General features: G+C 44.4%; 20 protein-coding genes. 11 read left to right on the top strand and 9 right to left on the bottom strand.

Annotated features, from left to right (window positions below):
- Nucleotides 1-75: 75 nt before the first annotated feature.
- The gene (locus tag OSC7112_RS29680; protein ID WP_015179375.1) at nt 76-1863 is read right to left on the bottom strand and encodes an NHLP bacteriocin system secretion protein; all 1788 of its coding nucleotides are present in this window, start codon (nt 1861-1863) and stop codon (nt 76-78) included.
- A gap of 807 nt (nt 1864-2670) precedes the next feature.
- The gene (locus OSC7112_RS36425) at nt 2671-2817 is read right to left on the bottom strand and encodes a hypothetical protein (protein WP_015179374.1); all 147 of its coding nucleotides are present in this window, start codon (nt 2815-2817) and stop codon (nt 2671-2673) included.
- A 108-nt stretch (nt 2818-2925) separates the two neighbouring features.
- Between OSC7112_RS36425 and OSC7112_RS29675 the strand changes: the two genes are divergently transcribed.
- The 8 genes from OSC7112_RS29675 to crn3 all read left to right on the top strand — a co-directional run bounded on the left by OSC7112_RS29675 (nt 2926) and on the right by crn3 (nt 9923).
- A complete protein-coding gene (locus tag OSC7112_RS29675) occupies nt 2926-3120 on the top strand; it encodes a hypothetical protein (protein ID WP_015179373.1) in 195 nt (64 codons plus the stop codon).
- 196 nt (nt 3121-3316) lie between these two features.
- Nucleotides 3317-4753 carry a nicotinate phosphoribosyltransferase gene (locus OSC7112_RS29670; RefSeq protein WP_015179372.1) on the top strand — a complete coding sequence of 479 codons (1437 nt, stop codon included), beginning with the start codon at nt 3317-3319 and terminating at the stop codon, nt 4751-4753.
- Between the two features lie 219 nt (nt 4754-4972).
- Nucleotides 4973-5572: a nicotinate-nucleotide adenylyltransferase gene (locus OSC7112_RS29665; RefSeq protein WP_015179371.1), complete on the top strand. Its 600-nt coding sequence runs from the start codon at nt 4973-4975 to the stop codon at nt 5570-5572.
- Nucleotides 5533-6282: an NUDIX hydrolase gene (locus OSC7112_RS29660; protein ID WP_015179370.1), complete on the top strand. Its 750-nt coding sequence runs from the start codon at nt 5533-5535 to the stop codon at nt 6280-6282. Before OSC7112_RS29665 ends, OSC7112_RS29660 begins: the two co-directional genes overlap by 40 nt.
- 70 nt (nt 6283-6352) lie before the next feature.
- Nucleotides 6353-6646 (top strand): isochorismate lyase, encoded by a 294-nt coding sequence (locus OSC7112_RS29655; RefSeq protein ID WP_015179369.1) that lies wholly within the window; start codon nt 6353-6355, stop codon nt 6644-6646.
- Between the two features lie 87 nt (nt 6647-6733).
- On the top strand, nt 6734-8470 hold the full coding sequence (locus OSC7112_RS29650; RefSeq protein ID WP_015179368.1) for an NAD+ synthase: 1737 nt from the start codon (nt 6734-6736) through the stop codon (nt 8468-8470).
- Between the two features lie 19 nt (nt 8471-8489).
- The gene (locus tag OSC7112_RS42240) at nt 8490-9419 is read left to right on the top strand and encodes a DUF192 domain-containing protein (RefSeq protein ID WP_015179367.1); all 930 of its coding nucleotides are present in this window, start codon (nt 8490-8492) and stop codon (nt 9417-9419) included.
- A gap of 171 nt (nt 9420-9590) precedes the next feature.
- Nucleotides 9591-9923: a CRISPR-associated ring nuclease Crn3/Csx3 gene (gene crn3 / locus OSC7112_RS29640; RefSeq protein ID WP_041623637.1), complete on the top strand. Its 333-nt coding sequence runs from the start codon at nt 9591-9593 to the stop codon at nt 9921-9923.
- 376 nt (nt 9924-10299) lie between these two features.
- Here crn3 and ureC read toward each other — a convergent pair whose 3' ends face one another.
- The 7 genes from ureC to OSC7112_RS29605 all read right to left on the bottom strand — a co-directional run bounded on the left by ureC (nt 10300) and on the right by OSC7112_RS29605 (nt 18047).
- Nucleotides 10300-12123 carry an urease subunit alpha gene (ureC, locus tag OSC7112_RS29635; RefSeq protein WP_015179365.1) on the bottom strand — a complete coding sequence of 608 codons (1824 nt, stop codon included), beginning with the start codon at nt 12121-12123 and terminating at the stop codon, nt 10300-10302.
- Between the two features lie 178 nt (nt 12124-12301).
- Nucleotides 12302-13432, bottom strand: a complete 1131-nt coding sequence (locus tag OSC7112_RS29630; RefSeq protein ID WP_015179364.1) for a glycosyltransferase family 61 protein — start codon at nt 13430-13432, stop codon at nt 12302-12304.
- A gap of 335 nt (nt 13433-13767) precedes the next feature.
- On the bottom strand, nt 13768-14085 hold the full coding sequence (locus OSC7112_RS29625) for an urease subunit beta (RefSeq protein WP_006635320.1): 318 nt from the start codon (nt 14083-14085) through the stop codon (nt 13768-13770).
- A 34-nt stretch (nt 14086-14119) separates the two neighbouring features.
- Nucleotides 14120-14422, bottom strand: a complete 303-nt coding sequence (gene ureA, locus OSC7112_RS29620; RefSeq protein WP_015179363.1) for an urease subunit gamma — start codon at nt 14420-14422, stop codon at nt 14120-14122.
- Nucleotides 14423-14584: 162 nt separating this feature from the next.
- A complete protein-coding gene (locus tag OSC7112_RS29615; protein ID WP_015179362.1) occupies nt 14585-15586 on the bottom strand; it encodes an urease accessory protein UreD in 1002 nt (333 codons plus the stop codon).
- Nucleotides 15587-15808: 222 nt separating this feature from the next.
- Complete coding sequence (locus OSC7112_RS29610; RefSeq protein WP_015179361.1) at nt 15809-17134, bottom strand: hypothetical protein; 1326 nt, start codon at nt 17132-17134, stop codon at nt 15809-15811.
- On the bottom strand, nt 17127-18047 hold the full coding sequence (locus tag OSC7112_RS29605; RefSeq protein ID WP_015179360.1) for an SPL family radical SAM protein: 921 nt from the start codon (nt 18045-18047) through the stop codon (nt 17127-17129). The genes OSC7112_RS29610 and OSC7112_RS29605 overlap by 8 nt, the downstream gene beginning before the upstream one ends.
- Nucleotides 18048-18095: 48 nt before the next feature.
- Between OSC7112_RS29605 and OSC7112_RS29600 the strand changes: the two genes are divergently transcribed.
- From OSC7112_RS29600 to OSC7112_RS40335, 3 genes are all read left to right on the top strand, one after another.
- Nucleotides 18096-18380 carry a hypothetical protein gene (locus OSC7112_RS29600; RefSeq protein WP_071884010.1) on the top strand — a complete coding sequence of 95 codons (285 nt, stop codon included), beginning with the start codon at nt 18096-18098 and terminating at the stop codon, nt 18378-18380.
- A gap of 244 nt (nt 18381-18624) precedes the next feature.
- A complete protein-coding gene (locus tag OSC7112_RS29595) occupies nt 18625-20400 on the top strand; it encodes a sensor histidine kinase (protein ID WP_015179359.1) in 1776 nt (591 codons plus the stop codon).
- Nucleotides 20390-20563: a hypothetical protein gene (locus tag OSC7112_RS40335; protein WP_190274296.1), complete on the top strand. Its 174-nt coding sequence runs from the start codon at nt 20390-20392 to the stop codon at nt 20561-20563. Before OSC7112_RS29595 ends, OSC7112_RS40335 begins: the two co-directional genes overlap by 11 nt.
- Nucleotides 20564-20631: the final 68 nt, after the last annotated feature.

Here is a 20631-nt window from a genome sequence, read left to right as displayed (position 1 = left end):
ACGAAAATACTTCGTGAGGGCGAGCAGATTAGGTAAAAAACCCGGTTTCTGACTACCCATACGTCAGCCCTGTTGTTAGTAAACTCCTGTCAAAGACCGAAAAATAGGAATCACGTAAGAAATCGGCGCTAACTGCCCAATTTGAACCCGAACTAGCGCCGTAGTACCGGGCGAAATCTTGAGAGGAGGCCCGTTCGAGGAAGACCATTTATAACCGCTGATAGTGTTCGGATCTTGTTGCAATTCCACAAAAACTTGCACGGGAGCACCGCCGCCAGCGATGTTTTTTGCGATGCTGTCAGCCAAATTTTCATTGCCGATAATTGCCGACATATCTTGATTAGTAACCGGAAAAGGAGAAACTTGGGTTACTTTGCCGACAATGCCGCCGTAGCGTTCCCGCTTGACGACGCTAGGGGTAACTTGTACGGTCATTCCAGGTTTAATTTGCTTGCCGTCTCTGTCAGCAAAATAAACAAGACTGACCATTTTTTCGCGAGAATTCTCAGATTCAACTGTCCCGATTCTTGTACCGACGTTCAGCATTTGACCTGCAACGGCGCTAACTTCTAAAACGCGACCGTCGTATTGGCTGGTAATTTTGCTGTCGGCGGTCAACTGATTCTGCAAGTGGGCAATCTTGCGTTTAACTTCCTGAATTTGATTTGTTTGGGCGATCGACTTTTCTAAATCTTGTTGAGCGAGTTTGACCGCTTGGGTTTCCATGTCTTTAATTTTAGTTTTGATTTCGTCAATTTTGTTCAGGTTTTGCAGGTACTCCCGTTCGGTGTTACTTTTCTGAACTTTAAGTTCTTGGAGATTGTTTTTAATTTCATTAAGGCGGTTGAGATTTTGCAGGTACTCTCGTTCGGTATTCGTAGCTTCAACCTTGAGTTGCTGCTTGCTGTTTTTGAGGTCGTCAATTTTATTGAGATTTTGCAGGAATTCGCGATCGCTATTGGTTTTCTGAACGTCGAGTTCCTTTAACTGCGTTTCAATATCCGCCAATTGCATCTGAGAGTCCGCGAATTCCTGTCTCGCTTGCAGCATTACATCCTCGCTGATCGCCCTCTCTTGTTCGTAAAGAACGCGGCGAGTTTCAAACCGCTGCTGCAAAGTTTCTACCAAAGAAGTGATGTGCTGTTTTCGCTGCAAAAGACTGTCGCGTTTTTTGGCGATCGCCGCGAGAGTTTGCTGCCGCAATATCGGTGCAACTTGTTCCCGCCGCAAACTTTCTTCCAAACTTTGCCGTTTTTCTGCTAATGCTGTCAGAGTTTGCTGCCGCAGTACCGGGGCAATTTGTTCTCGGCGCAAACTTTCTTCCAAACTTTGCCGTTTTTGCTCTAATGCGGCCATACTTTGCTGGTGCAATATCGGTGCGACTGACTCCCTATTCAAGCTTTCTTGAAGGTCTTTTTGCTGCTGTTCTAGGGTTTTTAATTCCAGGGCAATTTGCTGTTTTTGCAGCTTATTAGTATCTTGCTTTTGCCCTTGCAGTTCAGCTAATTTTGCTTTTTCTTGCTCTAACTGCTGCTTGAGGTCTAGTTTATCAATTCTACCGATTTCCTGACCCCGTTTGACAGCATCTCCCGGCTTGATATTCAGCTTTACCAATTGACCGGAACTAGCAGCTTGAAATTGCACGACGCGGCGGGGCAGAAGCAATACGCCTTGACCGGAAACAGTCAGCGGAATTCGCCCGATCGCACTCCAAACCCCTGCAGCAGCAACTAAACAGCCAATTGCAGTTAGTGGCAGCCACGATCGAGGACTAACCACCTGCATCATTTCGTCGAGGCGTTCCGGTGAAGATAAGCGATCGATCGCTTCAGTAGTGAAAAGTTTGTTTTGTTTTACCTGCATCAGCTAGTCCTTTCGAGAGTGCGATCGCGGCTGTAAGCAGGGGTGTATTTGAAGGGGAAATTCCTTGCAAGTCAATTGAGGCACAAACAATTTCCCAACAAACGTTCAAAGCTTCCGTACACTTACTTGAATGTTCTCACTCCTGTTTGCAGCTTGCCTGTAAAATCACTTTACGGCAATTAACCCTCGTAAGACCTAACTAACAGTAGAGTTTTCAGCTAACAAAAAGACCAGCGTACAGCCAGTCTTCAGACGGGGGAACGACCCGAACTTTCGGCTAGGTATCGCCCGCAGCCAGTGCCTACACATTGGTCACCCGTTAAGGAATGAGAATTAAATAACTTACAATTTTAATGGTACTTGTGGGATGGGCCCATGAGCCCGTCCAGAAAGGGCGGGCTATAAGAGCCCACCCCACTTTCAAGAGTGTAAATTATTTAATTCGCGATCCTCAGCTAAAAATACTTTTGTCAATGAGTAGAATTACTCCAAGGTATTGAAGTAGCAACTTAAAAGGTTATAGTTTTGCTGGTGTTTCTCTAATTTATACGCAGTAAACTGGGGGCAAAAATCTTTATTTCAAAAGCTTACTCTACAATAAATCTGCCTTTTGTCAGTTGGGAAAGTTCAGTGTAATTGTAGGTGGGGTATAAGGAAGGGAAAACCCACCTACAATTACTATTAACAGTCAAAGTCAACAGTTAACAGTCAAAAGTTAACAGTCAACAATTAATTCTTAACTGTTGACTGTTAAACTGAATGCCTGTGCCGAACGAACTCACTCGAAACTGCCGGAAGGGCTGTTCATTATCTCGATTTAGAACTTTTGGATGGCTTACCCTCAAAAGGTTGAACTCCACTATTTGGATAGTTGTCATCGCTGGGGCTAAAAATCCGCACCGCTGCTTCCGAAACGTAACGCATCGCGTTTGTCAAAGATTTAGAAAGATTCATAGAATCTGCCTCTCTTGTCTGAGTTCTGATACTTTTAATATTACTTTAGTTTTTGGGCTGTGGATGAGTTTAGCAATATTTATTTGAATTACTTATTGGTCTGCAACAATGAAGCAAGCTGAAGGTTTGAGAAATTACGCATTTTTGGACGATCGACCTTTTGCTGGTAGATTTTTCCTTGCTCAACTCAAGCACTCGCGATCGCCCTCCCGACGCTCAGAAACCGCGTTGTCTAACTCTATTCAAAGGCTGCAAGGAAATATTTTCGCCAAAAACCCAGAACGCTTGAGTGTTTGCGGTTAATTCCTGAGTTTGTTAAATTCAGGAATTATATTGATTTTACCATAATATTAATGTACAAATTAACCTAAATCCGCTATCAAAGGGCATGATCGGCGAATTTTTGCGAAAAAATCTGCTATCTTTATCAAAAATTTACAAAAAGATATGGTGTTTGTCACTATAATTAAGGAAAAGAAGTTTGTCCGGGGTTTTTCTTATGAAAACTACCACAGAAAGCCTGCAGCTCACAGGTTTTGACGAAATCTTAGAAGACCGGGAACTGACGGTTTCTTCAGCAGATTACAGCCTGTTGACGGATCTCTACCAGCTAACGATGGCCGCTTGTTACGTCGGGGAAGGGCTCGACGGGCGGGCCGCGAGTTTTGAGTTGTTCGCGCGCAGGCTGCCAGAGGGTTTTGGCTACGCGATCGCGATGGGTTTGGCGCAAGTTATCGATTATTTGGAGAAATTTCGGTTTTCGCCGGCGCAAATTCAGGCTTTGCAGTCCACTGGGATTTTTGCCGGCGCAGGAGAGCGATTTTGGACTTTACTCGCCACAGCCAGTTTTACTGGCGATGTTTGGGCGGTGCCGGAGGGGACGGCGGTGTTTGCCAACGAGCCTCTGCTGCGAATTGAGGCTCCTCTGTGGCAGGCTCAGTTGGTGGAAACTTATTTGTTGAATGCCGTAAATTATCAAACTTCGATCGCGACGCGGGCAGCGCGGCTGCGCGATGTGGCGGGCCCGGAGGCTAAGTTGCTGGAATTCGGGACGCGCAGGGCTTTTGGGCCTCAAGCTTCTGTGTGGGCGGCTAGGGCTGCCCTGGCTGCGGGGTTCGACGGAACTTCTAATGTTTTGGCTGCTTTGAAGTTGGGCCGCAAGCCTGTCGGTACTATGGCTCATGCTTTGGTAATGGCTGTGGCGGCCCTCGAAGGCAGCGAGAATCAGGCGTTTGCAGCTTTTCACCGCTATTTTCCGGGGGCGCCGCTGCTGATCGATACTTATGATACTGTGGCGGCGGCGCGGATGTTGGCCGATCGAGTAAACAGCGGTGAAATGCAGTTGGAAGGCGTGCGCCTGGATTCGGGCGATTTGGCGGTGCTGTCTCGGGAAGTTCGATCGCTCCTTCCGGGCGTTCCAATTTTTGCTAGCGGCGATTTGGACGATCGAGAAATTGCTAAATTAAAAAGTAGCGGTGCTTGCATTGACGGTTACGGTTTGGGAACCAAGTTGGTCAGCGGTTCCCCTGTGAACGGTGTTTATAAGTTGGTGGAAATTGACGGAATTCCGGTAATGAAAGAGGCAAGCGGCAAGGTAACATATCCAGGAAGAAAGCAAATTTTTAGACATATTGAAAATGGGCAAATTCTCGGAGATTGTTTGGGATTGTCGGGAGAAACTCTTCACAATTGCGATTCTTACTTACCATTAATGGAGTTGGTTGTCAAGGACGGCAAACGAGTGCAGAACCCGGAAAGTTTGGAGGAGATCGCCAAACGCACTGCTGCTTCTGTCGCCAGTCTTCGAGCCGAAACTCGCCAACTTGACAACCCGATTTCGCCGCCAGTGGAAATTTCAACAGATTTGCAGAGTCTCACCCAAAAAACGAAAAAGAGTCAATCGATTTTAGATTTGAGATTTGAGATTTTAGATTGAAGTCAACAGTCAACAATCAACAGTCAATCGATTTTAGATTTTAGATTTTAGATTTTAGATTGTTATCAATCAACAGTCAACAGTCAACAGTCAATCGATTTTAGATTTTAGATTGTTATCAATCAACAGTCAACAGTCAACAGTCAACAGTCAACAGTCAACAGTCAACAGTCAACAGTCAACAATCAACAGTCAACAATTCCCAATTACCGATTCCCTATGCAGAAGATTGCTCTTTTTGGAACCAGTGCCGATCCGCCCACAGCAGGACATAAAACAATTCTGAGTTGGCTTTCCCAACATTTTGATTGGGTAGCAGTTTGGGCGTCGGACAATCCTTTTAAGTCGCACCAAACTTCTCTAGAACACCGATCGGCAATGCTGCTGTTAATGATTCAAGAAATTAATGCGCCCAGACACAATCTTTGCTTGCATCCAGAACTCAGCAGTCCGAGGACGTTGGAAACTGTGGAACAAGCAAGATTGCTGTGGCCTAATGCAGATTTGACGCTGGTAATAGGTTCGGACTTGGTGGGGCAACTGTCTCGCTGGTACAAATTTGAACAATTATTAAAACAAGTAGAGTTACTGATAGTACCGCGACCTGGTTATCCATCAGAACAGTTAGATTTGTGGCAGTTGAGGCGGATGGGTGCAAAAGTGGCGATCGCATCTTTGAGTGCTCCCAATGTTTCTTCTACTTCCTATCGGGAAACAGGAGACAGGGAAGCTCTGACTCCGACCATCGAAGATTACATCCATAGGGAGCATTTGTACGCATGGCACGAGGCACAAAAAAGAGCGAGGGTTGCTCATTAGCTGACTTTAAAGTAGGAGTAGATAATGTTATTTTTTCCGTCGATACCGTGCAGAACCGCTTGTTGGTGCTGTTGGTAATGCGGCAAGACGAACCGTTTATCGATTCTTGGAGTCTTCCCGGTACTTTGTTGCGTCAGGGCGAGTCTCTTGAAAATGCGGCTTACCGAATTTTGTCTGAGAAAATTCGGGTAAAAAATTTGTATCTGGAGCAATTGTATACTTTCGGAGAACCGGGGCGCGATCCTCGGGAAATTACCAGGGGCGATCGTTATCTTTCGGTTAGTTATTTTGCTTTGGTTCGCTTTGAGGAAGCTGAGTTAATTGCTGGGAGTGTAGTGGCGGGTGTGGGCCACCGCGTCGGCGGTATTGCTTGGTATCCCGTGCAACAAGTTCCCAAGCTGGCTTTCGATCACAATCAAATTCTCGAATACGGATACCGGCGGCTGCGTAACAAACTTGAATACAGCCCGGTAGCTTTTGAAGTTTTGCCGGAACTTTTTACTTTGAGCGATTTGTATCAACTTTATACAACTATTTTGGGGGAAAGTTTTTCTGATTATTCTAATTTTAGAGCTCGATTGTTGAAATTGGGTTTTTTGTGCGATACCGGTGTTAAGGTTTCGCGCGGGGCTGGCCGTCCTGCTAGTTTGTACCGCTTTGATGCGGCCGCTTTTGCTCCTTTCAAAAATAAGCCGTTGGTGTTTATCTAGCTGTTCCTTGGATGACATTCGGGGAGCAATTTAGTAACATTAGAATAGAAGCTATTAAGGAGTGAAGGCTATGAAAGACCCTGATGAATGCGCTAATATTCACGAAGTGCGGGAGGAAATTGATATCATCGATCGAGAAGTGATCGAGGCTTTGAGCAAGAGATTTCAATACGTCATCGCTGCTGCAAGGTTCAAAACGAGTGAAGCTAGCGTTAGATCGTTCGATCGCTTTCACGATATGTTACAGCAGCGGCGCGAGTGGGCTCGAGAATCGGGTTTGAATCCTGATGTGGTTGAAAATATTTACCGGGATTTGGTAAATTATTATATTGAGGAAGAGTTGAAACATTACAAATCCGAGTAATCTTTCGCTACATTCAAATCTAGGACTATAGGAAAGTGAGTCCCCGCGGGCGGATTGTTAGCAATATTTATTAAGTGATTTGGTGATATGAAAATTGCGATCGCACAACTCAACCCTACTATTGGTGATATCTTTGGCAACTCCAGCCTAATTCTGGAGGCTGCGAAAAAAGCTGAGGTTGAGGGCGCAAACTTATTGCTAACACCGGAACTTTCCCTGATCGGTTATCCGCCGCGCGATTTGTTAATCAATCCGAGTTTCATTGCAGATGCAGGTGCACAGTTGCTGCAACTGGCGCAAGCTTTGCCACCGGAGTTGGCAGTCATAGCAGGCACTGCCTTACCTAATGCTAATGCTGTTAAACTCGGCGGAAAATCATTGTTTAATAGCGCTGTTTTGTTGCAAAATGGTGCCGTCAAACAAGTTTTTCATAAACGCTTGTTGCCTACTTATGATGTATTTGATGAAGATAGATATTTTGAACCGGGAGAAAACAGCAATTACTTTTATATTGGCGAAGTCAAAATCGGCGTGACAATTTGTGAAGATTTGTGGAACAATGAGGAGTTTTGGGGTAAACGCAGTTACGCGGGCGATCCTGTTTCCGATTTGGCAAAATTGGGCGTAGATTTAGTGGTGAATTTGTCGGCATCGCCTTATTCTGCGGGGAAGCGGGGAGTGCGATCGGCGATGTTGCAGCACAGCGTCATCCGCTGCGGGATACCGATTGTTTACGCTAATCAGGTAGGGGGAAATGACGATATTATTTTTGACGGCAGCAGTTTTGCTGTGAATCGAAAGGGTGATTTAATTCAGGTATTAGCTTCTTTTGAAACGGATTTTGCGGTGCTGGAATATGACGCAGCTAAACAAGATTTATTTGGCAGCGGCGGGAACGGGCAAGATGCCCGTTCCACAACAGATTTGAGTTTTCATCCGGCAGAGGGAGATGCCGAAATTTGGGCTGCTTTGGTTTTGGGAGTGCGAGATTATGTTCGCAAGTGCGGTTTTTCTAAGGTTGTACTCGGTTTGAGCGGCGGGATAGATTCGGCTTTGGTGGCGGCGATCGCCAGTTGCGCGATCGGGCCCGAAAATGTTCTAGGGGTGCTGATGCCTTCTCCTTACAGTTCGGATCATTCGGTTAATGATGCTTTGGAATTAGCCCGAAATCTGGGTATCGCGATCGAAATGTTGCCGATCGGCGATTTGATGAAAACTTACGATCGCACTCTCGCCGATTTGTTTGTCAACACAACTTTCGGGATTGCTGAGGAAAATATTCAATCGCGGATTCGAGGCAATCTGTTGATGGCAATTTCTAATAAGTTCGGACATTTGCTGCTTTCGACTGGCAATAAGTCGGAAATGGCGGTGGGTTACTGCACTCTCTACGGCGATATGAATGGGGGATTGGCGGTGATTTCCGATGTGCCGAAAACTCGCGTTTATTCGCTTTGTCGGTGGCTTAATTCTGGCGGATATGTAGGGGCGGTGCCCCCGTGCCCGCCCCTGGGAAAGGAAATTATTCCGGTTAATATTATTACTAAAGCGCCGAGTGCTGAACTGAAACCTGGCCAAATTGACCGAGATTCTTTGCCGGATTACGATGTTTTGGATGACATCTTGCAGCGGTCGATCGAACATCACGAATCGGCCCAACAAATTGTGGCTGCAGGACACGATGAAGCAGTGGTTAAACGTGTAGTAAAATTAGTGAGGCAAGCGGAGTTTAAACGGCGGCAAGCAGCCCCGGGTTTGAAAATTAGCGATCGAGCTTTTGGTACCGGTTGGCGGATGCCGATCGCCAAATCTTACTTCTATTAAACGCATCATTAAACGCAAAATGGTTAACATCGACGGTACTTTTGGCTTCGATTTTCTCCTGGGAACTCTCAGCAACGATACGATTAGAGGATTTGCAGGTAATGATACTGTTCGAGGTTTGGGGGGAAATGACCGAATTTTTGGCGATCGCGAAAATGATTTGCTGGCCGGAAATGAAGGCGCTGATACGCTGTCTGGCGGGCAGGGAAGCGATACAATCTATGGAGGACAAGAGTCGGATTGGATTTTTGGCGATCGGGGTAACGATTTGCTAATAGGCGGCGAAGGCGGGGATATCTTGACTGGAGGCGCAGGCGATGATTTATTTGTGATGGAAAAAACCTCCGCCGCATCTACTATTACTGAAGCAGATATAATTACAGATTTTGGCAACGGCAATGATAAAATTGTCTTGACACAAGGCATGAAGTTTAGCGATTTAGATATTTCTGTTTCCGACAACCAAACTATTATGAAAGATAAAAAGTCTGGTAATTATTTAGGAGTTGTTTCGGGAAACCCTAATCTGACTGAATCCAACTTTATATCGCTGTTTGGCGGACTAGATAGGGGTCAGCTTTTGCCAATTTCTGTTAACACGATTATAGCCGATCGCGCGATCGGACTGGAAGTGGCGCAAACTCCCCAAGAACAAGCGACAGGTTTAATGTTTCGCACAGAATTGCCAGACGACAGGGGAATGCTTTTCCCGATCGAACCCGCGCGAAACGTGCGTTTTTGGATGAAAAACGTGTTTATTGAGCTAGATATGGTTTTTCTGCGGGAAGGCGTCGTGCAGGCGATAATTCCTAACGTACCGCCGTGTTTGAGCGAAACCTGCCCCAACTACGGCCCGGATGTTCCCGTTGACGGAGTTATTGAACTCAGAGGCGGAAGGGCGGCCCAATTGGGACTCAAAGTTGGCGATCGGATTCCCAATTTACCCTAAAAAGGTAGATGAAATCATGTCTGTTTGATTCGGACTTGTATGATGTTAACTTTTGTAGGGGCGGGTTCACCAACAATAATTGCCCATAATCTACAATATAATAAACCCGCCCCCGCCCATACTACCGGACATGATATGATTTTATCGCAGCATTCAACATTTGTGCATCCCATGAATCCTATTGAATTAAAAATAATCCCCAATCAAACTCAAGACGGTTTAGCTTACCAACATTTGCGCTTGCGAATTACAACTCAAGACGGTATCATCACACCCGATGATTTACAAGGTTTGAAACTTCCTCAAAACGTTCAATTAAGCCAAGGAATTGTCATTGAAGGTAGAGGAGCAATTTGGCTGTACGGGTATTTAGTACACGAATGTCATCCTGCAGCTTGGGTGGGATGTTACGATCCGCGATTAGAAGGTGCGGTGGTAGTAGCGACGCACAAGCACGAGGTATCAGTTGGACAGGTATTAAAATTGAGTTTACCGAGCGATTAAGCCTCTCCTAAGTTTGAGGTGATAATAAATCAATCAAAATAAAACTTCCCGTGGTGGGGGAATCTTAAAATCCAGGAGAGTCGTGATTAAATTAGAGCGTTTTGGGTTGAGGGGGTGACAACCCCGTCAGTGCTTTTTGTTCACTCTAGCAATAGTCGCAAATAGTTGGGTGGGGGCGGGTTTTTGAGATTGTCGGTTTTTGGCCAATCTTGTTGGTAAAACCGCCCATACATGATTGTATAATCGGTTAAAACAGAGATATTGCACCATTTTCAATTAGCCTTTTATGAACAGGCAAGATGCCTGTGAAGCGAGAAAATTTATATTTTGTGGAACAGGCATCTTGCCTGTTGCTGAAAATGGTGCAAGATATCAGTTAAAACAAAAAGTATCGCTGCGCCATTGGCAAAACTGTTGCCGGTTCGCAAGTTAACAATTCCCCATCCGCCCTGACTTCATAAGTTTCTGGATCGACTTCCATTTGTGGCAAATAATCGTTGAGTTTCATATCTCTTTTGCTAATTTTTCGTGTGCCGGAAACTGCTACAGTGGGCTTTTGCAAACCTAGCTGTGCGGCAATATCTCGATCGCGCGCAGCTTGGGAAACGAACGTCAGACAAGTCGCCCCAATCGCACCGCCAAAACTGCCAAACATCGGCCGCATATGCACCGGTTGCGGCGTGGGAATGCTGGCGTTAGCATCTCCCATCTGTCCGTAGGCGATCGCCCCTCCTTTAATTACCAGTTCCGGTTTCACTCCAAAAAAAGCCGGCCGCCACAAACACAAATCCGCCAATTTCCCCTCTTCCACCGAACCGACATACTGACTAATTCCGTGAGTAATCGCCGGATTAATTGTATATTTCGCAATGTACCGCTTCACCCGAAAATTGTCATTTTCTCCCCCTGTGGAACGGGCATCTTGCCCGTCTAAATCACCTGTGGAACGGGCATCTTGCCCGTCTAAATCACCTGTGGAACGGGCATCTTGCCCGTCTAAATCACCTGTGGAACGGGCATCTTGCCCGTCTAAATTCCCCCTTTGAACCTTCATTTTATGTGCCGTTTGCCAAGTCCGAACAATCACCTCTCCCACTCTTCCCATCGCCTGAGAATCAGAAGAAATCATACTAAACGCACCTAAATCGTGGAGAATATCCTCAGCAGCAATAGTTTCCCTTCTAATTCTCGATTCAGCAAAAGCCACATCTTCAGGAATGCCTCGATCCAAATGGTGGCAAACCATCAACATATCTAAATGTTCTTCTAAAGTATTGACAGTGTAAGGGCGAGTCGGGTTAGTTGACGAGGGCAAAACATTAGCTTGTCCGCACACTTTAATAATATCCGGTGCGTGTCCGCCGCCAGCACCTTCGGTGTGGTAAGTGTGAATAGCTCGATTTTTAAATGCGGCAATTGTAGCTTCCACAAATCCCGCTTCATTGAGAGTATCCGTGTGAATTGCAACTTGCACGTCGTACTCGTCAGCTACACTCAAACAAGTGTCGATCGTTGCTGGTGTAGTTCCCCAATCTTCGTGGAGTTTCAAACCCATTGCACCGGCAAAGATTTGTTCGACTAATCCTTGGGGTTGACTGCTATTTCCTTTACCTAAAAACCCTAGATTTACGGGGAAAGCGTCGGCTGCTTGCAGCATTCGGTACATATGCCAAGGCCCGGGAGTGCAAGTTGTAGCGTTTGTACCCGTTGCAGGGCCTGTGCCGCCGCCGATCATTGTCGTGATTCCAGAGGCGATCGCCACTTCAATTTGCTGCGGGCAAATAAAGTGAATGTGAGTATCAATTCCCCCAGCGGTGAGAATCATACCTTCACCCGCAATTACTTCAGTACCAGGCCCGATAATAATATCTACCCTATCTTGAATATAAGGATTTCCGGCTTTACCAATTTTGTAAATTTTGCCGTCTTTAATGCCGACATCTGCTTTAACAATCCCCCACCAGTCTAATATTAAAGCATTAGTAATCACCGTGTCAACAGCACCGTCTGCATTAGAAATAGGCGACTGTCCCATGCCGTCGCGAATGACTTTGCCACCGCCAAATTTAACTTCATCCCCGTAGGTTGTGAAGTCTTTTTCAACTTCTATGAATAATTCTGTATCGGCTAACCGGACGCGATCGCCCACAGTCGGCCCGAAGGTTTCCGCGTAGGCGCGGCGATCCATTCTGTAACTCATGCTCGCTCCTAATATTAATAAATTTTTAGTTGGCAGTTGAGACCCACTTGAATTATAGTATGTGACGAGTTCCTCAACCTGAAACAGTCAAAAAAAATACAACATCAGGCAAGCTTTAAACCCCGATAGGCATCAATTCTTGCCAATCGAAAATCGAAAATGCTATAAACGGGCAAATTTACTCCAGCATTTTCTGGATTTCCCTTTTCAAAATCTCCACATCCACCGTCATATCCATGCCAATGAAACTCCAATCTTCCGCTACATTATTGTCATCAACCATACGGGAGTATTCTAATCCCAATAGCTGGCAAATGTAATAGAAATATGGCGGAGTGTACCCTCCATAAAAGAATTCCAATACTTTCGTTCCCGGCTGACTCCACAGCAAATTTGTAAAACCAGCCCCGTGAGGGCCGACAACCACCGCCGCTTCTGCAAACAGACGAATTTGTTCATCAACAGTGCGCGAGATATCTTCCAAAATTTCAAAATCAAATTCTTTCAAAACCTCTCGCACTTGTACTTCATTTTTAACCTTGCGCCGGCCGCTTCTAGACAGATAAAGTTTTCTAAAAGGCTTTACCTTTTCCTTAAGACAGAATTTTTTCCGCAAAAGCTCTATATCGTAAGGACTGGGAAAATACCAGTCTTGATTGTTTCCCACCACCACGCTTTCTGCATGATATCCCGTATCTCTAGCCCGAGTGTCGATTAGGGAACTTTCAGGAATACCGAGTTTGGTCATAAAGCCCAACTCAAAATCTGTATGTCGTAAAGGATAACAAATTTTGGCTTCTTGCCAAATTTCCTTACCTAAAGCCTCCTCAATTCGACAAAGTTTAGCCAGCACAAAAATGATATAATCATAATAACTGCACCACAAATGCGACCAAGGAGCAACTACAAGGGGATAAGTAATTTTGTTAGGTTTGTAAGGCCATTCCAGAATGCCCGCACCGCTAATCCGAAAATCCAAGTCTAAAAGCAACTTGTTATTCAGCAGCGTGTTGCCAGAGGTACAAATAGTGAGAGAATTTATTTTTTGATTCAGGAAAATCTTCCAAACATAATCTGGGTCAAAAGACAGGGTTTTTTCCGTGGCAAAAAACCGAGAAAGCCCTTTATTTACTGAGGTTAATGCGGGTATATTGATGGGTTCGTGCTGCTTTTTATAAACGATGCTGTCATCTAACAATTTGATGCTGGTGCGCCGGTCTAACGGGGTTCTCCAGACACGCCTTGATGTTGCCAGCAAGCTCTGCTTCAATGTCTGTTTTATCTGGTCAACTAATTTTGGGTTCATCATGCACTTTTGCTGTATATCTTTGCAGTTTTAACAACCACGGTATACCGCAAACGGCAGATTTTAACTCGCTCAAAAGTAGGAGATTGAACTAACAAAAAAAAGCCAGAAAGCACTTATACAGAAGGCACAGAAAAAGTTTTGAGCTTACTTTATCACTCTCCAGGCATAGGGCTGGAAATGACACGATTTTCGATTTTAGATTTGGGATTGGGATGACCGATCGCTATCATAGTGTGGAGATGGCTTACAGTTGCATTCTGTTTTGAAACTGCTTGAACTTTTAAGTTAAAAAGTTTCCAATTCAAAATTCAACCATCGTGAACTACCTTCTGGCTTCATACTTCAGCATCCAGATGACCGTTCACTTTTCCATTAAAGCCGTAGACTTGACGACTACCCACAAACGGCACTAATTGAACTTCCCTTTCATCTCCCGGTTCAAACCTGACTGCTGTACCTGCGGGGATATCCAACCGCATTCCTTTTGCTTGTTCTCGATTAAATTCTAAGGCTTCGTTAGCTTCGTAAAAATGGTAGTGGGAACCGACTTGTATCGGGCGATCGCCTTTATTTCCTACAAGCAACCGCACCGTTGGGCGATCGGCATTTAATTCTATTTCGCCTGCTGAAACAATCATTTCTCCTGGAATCATCTTTTCCTCCTATGAGTATCTGCGGTTGATTTTTTTAACGGATCGGATCGTGCACTGTTACCAACTTAGTGCCGTCTGGAAAAGTCGCCTCAACCTGGACTTCATGCACCATTTCTGGTATCCCTTCCATCACATCTTCCCGCGTCAGGAGAGTTGTTCCGTAACTCATTAAATCGGCGACTGTGAGGCCATCTCTTGCTCCTTCTAAGATGGCTGCAGAAATGTAGGCTAGTGCTTCTGGATAGTTGAGTTTTAAACCTCTTTGTTTCCGGCGCTCTGCTACCAGGGCGGCGGTGAAAATCAGCAGCTTGTCTTTTTCTTGGGGGGTGAGTTGCATTTTTATTCGGGTAAGGGCGATCGCATTATTTGGTTATGATATCGTTTACGGTTGTTTCTGAATGATTAAACCGCAAAGGGCGCAGAGGGCGCCCAGGAAGAGCAGAGAGAGATGAATAATCTAGTTAGGAGGGCAACTATACATTGAAACTCAAAGATCGTCCTATTTTATCCAAACTCTGGGCAAACAGCAAGGGCGTTGTGAAAAAGACAAGCGCAGCAACTGCCAAATGTTGACAAACCAGTCTCTAGCTGCGGTTGTGGATGTACCGCGATATCGGCACAGCAAACCGTTAGGAATACGAGTCACGCCGACGGTGGAATTACCAGGATAAATTGTTGCCTCAGATGGCAAATCTCGCACTTTTTCCACGAATTCAGCGGTTACGGGTTCGCCTACCCAAGCGAGGGTGGCGACTACGGGTTTTCCTGCGAGACCGTGAGGACTTTCGAGCATTTTTTCTCCACCTTTGAGCAATTGTCTGTCAATCCATAAAGGGCTGTTTTCTTGCCAGACTTCGGTGTGCGATCGCCATTCTCCAGACAAGAAGTTTTCGCCCCTAGCACTGCGTCCAAATCGGGTGATTTCCCACAGTAAAATTCTCGCTGTTGGTGCTAATTCTACCCGCAAATTTTGCCGATATATTGCGCCGTCAAAAACTATTGTTTCCTGTGGCAGCCATTCTAAATTAGCACCAGTATCTAACTGAATGTCAATATTTTGTTGTGATTCTAGTCCGCTGCTGCGATAGATTTTACCAGCGGCGGCCGTGGTAATCAAGGCTTTGGCGTTGGGTTGGAGGTGAAAATGGCCCGAAAGTCGATCGCCCCCGACAACTCCACCAGCCGTGTGCAAGATGACGCTGTGACAAACGTCTTTCCCTTCAGGATAAAACGGGCGCTGCACCTTGAGGGGTGCTTGCATTTGATTGTGAATGATTTGAGTTGCACCGGATCGGTTGGCGTAGGCTAAATTCAGGCGACCGTGCCATGCAGTTTGAATGTTGTTTGTAGGTGTTTCAGTCGAGTTTTGAATCACAATTTTTTTGGATTTAATAATAAAGATTATTAACAATATAGTATTACTATCCGCTACCCAACATTCCGCCAGGGAATGAATTCCCTGGCTCACAGCTAAAGTCCTCTGAAAGAGGACTAAATACATAGCATAACAGAAAATTTTAGTTCAACACTTAAAAAAAATAACATTTTCTTTTCAGTCCTCGACCGAGGACTTTAGCTATTAGACAGGGACTTCAGTCCCTGGCGGGCCGGGCGCAGGACGTAGAAATCAATTCTACTCTCTTGAAAATTAAAAGCTGCAGCAACCTATGAGAAACGCATAGAAAAAAGCAGCAAACAAGGTCAAACTTAATCTCAAAAACAATTAATTATTTTTTGAGTTTTTGGCTAGAATGACATAATCATCAAGTGCATAACTTAAGTCATAATGTAACTTAAAATGCTCGCGGAAAAGTGGACTGATAAATTTCTGGACAGGTAGATTTTCTCTAGCAAACTTTCCAAAGTTATGATGGGATGTCCTGCTTCCGGTTGAACTTAAATATTTATACCAAACCAAGTTTAATCCCAGGTTAGCAACAAATTGTTTAACTACACTTAGCTCCTGTTGGCAATCATCAACTAGACGAACATTGTACGGTGCAAGCAACTTCTTTTCTTGAATAATTAGCAAAGCGTAACCCGAATCATTCAGGCTGTTTGTAAATATATCCTTGTAAATCTGAAGGGATTTTTCTCTTCTATCCTCATCGTTAAAAAAACAGTGAGAAATCACTATAAAATCAAAGAATTTTTTCGGCACTCTTTTAGATTGACTTTCCCCATCAAAGATGCTAGAAGTGTCAAAACGAAAGTAAGCATTCATCGCCTGCGGTTCCATGTACTGCCGCCAAAACTGGAGGCCGCGATATTGAAAAGCTTTTTGCTGTTCCAGAGAGTAGTAGGATATGTGCATTGGTGGCATTGAAAAAAAGTTGCTACTGCTTTGCAACAACAAACCGAGTCCGTAAGCAACAGTACCCGGCCCAGCAGCAATATCGAGGATATTAACTTTAGTTGGCAATAATCCTGCTTTGTAAATCAGGAACCAAGCTAAATATGTACAATAGACGTTATCTAGGAAATACCTGATTAAATAGATGTGAGGACTGAGTTCAAAATTGTATTGAGGATCTTCTCCTTCTTTCAGCTTTTGAATATCGTCAATAGCTTGCTGAAGTAAATAATCTAAATTATTTTGTTGGCGACCAAAATTATTAATCTCGTTCTTGATGAAGCCAGCCAAATGTTGTTCAAATCCATTAAATACTTGGTCGTCAATGCCTGTGCATTGAATCATACTTGCATCGCATTCTGTCATTGTAAAACGATTTTCAATATATTCAATAAACTTGGTGTCTGGAAACAAGGTTAATCGATCGCTCCGCGCCAGCGAATCGTCAAGTTGCCCGAAGCTTAGTTGCATTTCTAATTCTTCTAAATGACGCTCGGCTTCTTTGATGCGGTCATTTTTTTTATGCAATAACTTCTCAAGCTGTACGCGCTCTTTAAATAGCTTCTGCTGCCATGAGAGTTTTGCCCCGGAATTTTCTATTTGTTTTAACAGTTGTTTGGCAACTAGATTATTTTGACTCTTAACGGCTTCGTTAAACTTATGGGAACGCCACCAATTTACTAGCGGATTACTCATAGCCAAATCCCTCTTTACCTTCCATGATTTCAACCCCCGGAAGCATCGCCTTTAGTTTATTTTTAAACTTGCGATAACTCTGCTGTTCGGTATTGTACCACCAAGCGTACTTTTGTTTAAGAGCTAATGCTTCCGATCGCGTTGACGCAATTAGCGATCGATCGTTGCTGGCATGAAAATCCTGAATCACCACCCGATCTGCAACTTCCAGCTTGCTAATAAAATTAGCTTCATCTTCGGGTAAGGTAGGGAGTAGTGGCGTCACAGTTATAGAAAATCTGACTTCGCAATTTTCTTGGTAAGGAAAGCTGTATTTCAGTTTGGCAATAGCTTTGAGTCTCGCAGGAATACTAGGCGATTTAGGCTCAAAATCTTTCCTCACTTTTTCGCTACCTGTGGGAATACTCATGTTAATTCGCAATCGTTGAAATTGCTGTAAAATATCGATATCTCTAGTTATCATAGGACTGCGAGTTTGGATAACTAATGTCGGTTGATAGGGAATCATCACTTCTAACAAGTGCCTAGTTAGTTGTTCTTTAGATTCAATTGGCTGATACGGATCGGTGACACTACTCATGTAAATGCTAGGCGGTCTATCGGGTTGCTTTTTGTACCATCTTTGCAACTCTTTATTTAGAAGTTCCGCTGCATTTTGCTTAATGATTACCCAATTTCCCCAATCCTGCCGCATCTGTGAATTCGGGCTAAAAGCAGCAGCATAACAATAGCTGCATCCGTACTGACAGCCGCGATAAGGATTCAGCGTGAAATCGTAAGCACTGATAAATCCAGTAGCTTTGTTAAGCACTGACTGTGCATTTTGTGCATACACTTTGGCACTTCCAAAGTTTTCTCGGAGTAAAACAGTGTGTTTTCCGGCGGAATATCCCTCATACTGATACTTTACCATGATTGAACCTGCTACTGTATTAAAATGGCAAACGTTTAGGAATGAAAAATGCGATCGCGCTTCGATCTTGCTACTTCACTGTACCGCACTCAACAAATGTCAGCCAAGCAGTGGGGAATTACTCAACTTTACAATAAATTTTTTGAAGAGCCAACAAGTCAGCTATTTAAACTCCACGCTAAGCTCGATCGCGAAGTAATGCAAGCTTACGGATTGACTGACAGCGACGATATTTTAGCAAAATTGCTGGAACTAAACCGAGAACTGGCAGAAAAAGAAAAACGGGGAGAACCGGTAGTTGGGCCTTGTGTCCCAACTGACTGCAAATACTAATCGCTGTTATCAGAAATTTTGTAAATTTGGGTATAATCACATAGATTGTTGATGGAGATCACAAACACTCTAGTCTAAAAAGAGAGATACTAGGGGGAGGGTTGAGTATTGAGGGGTGAGTTTTGAGCTAAAAAATTCAAAATTCAAAATTCAACACTCAAAACTGCTTTCGACCTTCAGCATAAGTGCATTCTGCTTTTCTTCGCTGCTCAATTACTCCTGATTGTTTTGGGAGGAACTTTCAATGTTATTATTTACCCACACTCAGTCCAAGAATAGCAAGGTAGAGCAAGAGCACTATTCTCAAAAACATTTGTTAAAAACTTCAACTATTAATCTAACTGCACTCAAGCCCGAATCAAAATATTTGCGTATCGGTCAAAAGATTAGCTATGGCTATGCTTTAGCTATTGGAATAGCGATTTTGGGAACTGGTGCGGGACTGAAATTGGGAGACTACTTTCGCAAGCAAGCTTTAGTTCAGGTAAATGTTGCTGGGCAGCAGCAGCAAATGCTGCAAAATTTGCAAAATACGGTATTTGAAGCCCGATCGCACGCGGCGAGATTGCCAGTCGTTTTGGGAAACTCTGTGGCGCTGAAATACGAACACGATCGGTTTTTAGGGCAAATCACTCAGGCGAAAATCCTGATTTCAGAAATTGAATCTTTCGCACGAGAACATCCCAAGAGACTAGCAACAGAAGATGCAGCATTGCACGCTATATTGAAGAAATCTGCCCTGGTCATTGATTACTACGCTCAGCTAATTAAATTGCAGTTAAAAGAAGCGCAAGTTTGGAATTTGCCGCCCAAGAGCATCGAGTCCGCACAGCTACAAATGTTGAGGACTAGCAGCGGCCAAGAGGCGATCGTACTAGATAACCTTGCTCAAAGTTTAACTGACCTAATTTCTACCGTAGAAATTCACAAACAGGAAGGAACCCAAGCATTAGAAGAATCTGAAAATTTGCGAAACCGAATTATTCTCGGGAGTATGCTAATTTCAGCACTCATCGCCGCCATGCTAGCGGACAAAACCAGCCGCGCGATCGCCGAACCCCTCGAAACCGTTACTAATGTGGCTCAGCAAGTTGCTCGCGAATCGAATTTTAACCTGCAAGTACCAGTCACAACCGACGACGAAATCGGAGTTTTAGCTGTCTCTTTCAATCAATTGATTCAGCGAGTTAGCGAGTATACAAAAGAACTCAAAGAAACTCAATCCCAATTAATTCAAACCGAAAAAATGTCATCTCTCGGTCAAATGGTTGCAGGGATAGCCCACGAAATCAACAATCCTGTCAACTTCATCGGGGGCAACATTGACTATGCCAACCAATACATCGAAGATTTGGCAGGTTTGGTAACTCTCTATCAAGAATATTATCCCAACCCACCAGATGCCATTGTAGAGCGCATCGAAGACATTGAACTCGAATTTCTCAGAGAAGATTTACCAAAAACCCTCTCTTCGATGAAAATGGGAGCCGATCGCATTCGCGAAATTGTCGTATCCATGCGGAATTTTTCGCGATCGGACGACGGAAAAATGAAATCAGCCGACATTCACGAAGGAATTGATAGCACCCTCGTAATTCTCAATCATCGGCTCAAACAAGGTATTCAAGTTATTAAACAATACGGCAAGTTGCCTGCGGTTGAGTGCTATCTGGCGCAACTCAATCAAGTATTTATGAACGTGATCTGCAATGCAATAGATGCGCTGGAGGAGGTGAAGAAGGAAGACAAAGGCTATTCTCCAACGATTTGGATTAGCACGGAAATTACGGCCGAGAATACTGTCACCGTCAAGATTCGGGATAACGGGCCCGGAATTGCGTCCGCCAGTGTCCAACACATATTTGACCCATTTTTTACCACAAAGTCGATCGGCAAAGGTACTGGATTGGGATTGGCTATTTCCTATCAAATCCTTGCCAAGCATCAAGGCAAAATTGAGGTAAATTCTCAAATAGGACAGGGCACGGAATTTGTGATTACTTTGCCAGTTGCTGCGTAATATCACGCGGGGCGATCGGGATGAACATAAAAAATGGGTTCCCACCGTCGCCCAATTTCCCAAACCAACCGACTTGCTCAACCAGTTGAAGACCCGACGTAAAAAGTCGGGGGCGAACTTGGCAGAGATAGAGGCGCTTTTGGACATAGTAGAAAACCATTAGCGCGAAAATAGAGCGGAAAACAGAACTATTGGTGACAATAAATCTGAAACCGTTGGATCGCAAATGGA

The organism is Oscillatoria nigro-viridis PCC 7112 (genome assembly GCF_000317475.1).
In the GTDB taxonomy this organism is placed as follows: Bacteria; Cyanobacteriota; Cyanobacteriia; order Cyanobacteriales; family Microcoleaceae; genus Microcoleus; species Microcoleus nigroviridis.
The sequence above is the reverse complement of the archived record's forward strand: the minus strand, read 5'-3'. Positions and strand labels throughout refer to the sequence as shown.

Excerpts from the sequence above, each read along its gene's own strand:
- OSC7112_RS29680 (WP_015179375.1), bottom strand. The coding sequence starts at position 1,863 with ATGCAGGTAAAACAAAACAAACTTTTCACTACTGAAGCGATCGATCGC.
- OSC7112_RS36425 (WP_015179374.1), bottom strand. The coding sequence starts at position 2,817 with ATGAATCTTTCTAAATCTTTGACAAACGCGATGCGTTACGTTTCGGAA.
- OSC7112_RS29675 (WP_015179373.1), top strand. The coding sequence starts at position 2,926 with ATGAAGCAAGCTGAAGGTTTGAGAAATTACGCATTTTTGGACGATCGA.
- OSC7112_RS29670 (WP_015179372.1), top strand. The coding sequence starts at position 3,317 with ATGAAAACTACCACAGAAAGCCTGCAGCTCACAGGTTTTGACGAAATC.
- OSC7112_RS29665 (WP_015179371.1), top strand. The coding sequence starts at position 4,973 with ATGCAGAAGATTGCTCTTTTTGGAACCAGTGCCGATCCGCCCACAGCA.
- OSC7112_RS29660 (WP_015179370.1), top strand. The coding sequence starts at position 5,533 with ATGGCACGAGGCACAAAAAAGAGCGAGGGTTGCTCATTAGCTGACTTT.
- OSC7112_RS29655 (WP_015179369.1), top strand. The coding sequence starts at position 6,353 with ATGAAAGACCCTGATGAATGCGCTAATATTCACGAAGTGCGGGAGGAA.
- OSC7112_RS29650 (WP_015179368.1), top strand. The coding sequence starts at position 6,734 with ATGAAAATTGCGATCGCACAACTCAACCCTACTATTGGTGATATCTTT.
- OSC7112_RS42240 (WP_015179367.1), top strand. The coding sequence starts at position 8,490 with ATGGTTAACATCGACGGTACTTTTGGCTTCGATTTTCTCCTGGGAACT.
- crn3 (WP_041623637.1), top strand. The coding sequence starts at position 9,591 with ATGAATCCTATTGAATTAAAAATAATCCCCAATCAAACTCAAGACGGT.
- ureC (WP_015179365.1), bottom strand. The coding sequence starts at position 12,123 with ATGAGTTACAGAATGGATCGCCGCGCCTACGCGGAAACCTTCGGGCCG.
- OSC7112_RS29630 (WP_015179364.1), bottom strand. The coding sequence starts at position 13,432 with ATGATGAACCCAAAATTAGTTGACCAGATAAAACAGACATTGAAGCAG.
- OSC7112_RS29625 (WP_006635320.1), bottom strand. The coding sequence starts at position 14,085 with ATGATTCCAGGAGAAATGATTGTTTCAGCAGGCGAAATAGAATTAAAT.
- ureA (WP_015179363.1), bottom strand. The coding sequence starts at position 14,422 with ATGCAACTCACCCCCCAAGAAAAAGACAAGCTGCTGATTTTCACCGCC.
- OSC7112_RS29615 (WP_015179362.1), bottom strand. The coding sequence starts at position 15,586 with ATGTATTTAGTCCTCTTTCAGAGGACTTTAGCTGTGAGCCAGGGAATT.
- OSC7112_RS29610 (WP_015179361.1), bottom strand. The coding sequence starts at position 17,134 with ATGAGTAATCCGCTAGTAAATTGGTGGCGTTCCCATAAGTTTAACGAA.
- OSC7112_RS29605 (WP_015179360.1), bottom strand. The coding sequence starts at position 18,047 with ATGGTAAAGTATCAGTATGAGGGATATTCCGCCGGAAAACACACTGTT.
- OSC7112_RS29600 (WP_071884010.1), top strand. The coding sequence starts at position 18,096 with ATGCGATCGCGCTTCGATCTTGCTACTTCACTGTACCGCACTCAACAA.
- OSC7112_RS29595 (WP_015179359.1), top strand. The coding sequence starts at position 18,625 with ATGTTATTATTTACCCACACTCAGTCCAAGAATAGCAAGGTAGAGCAA.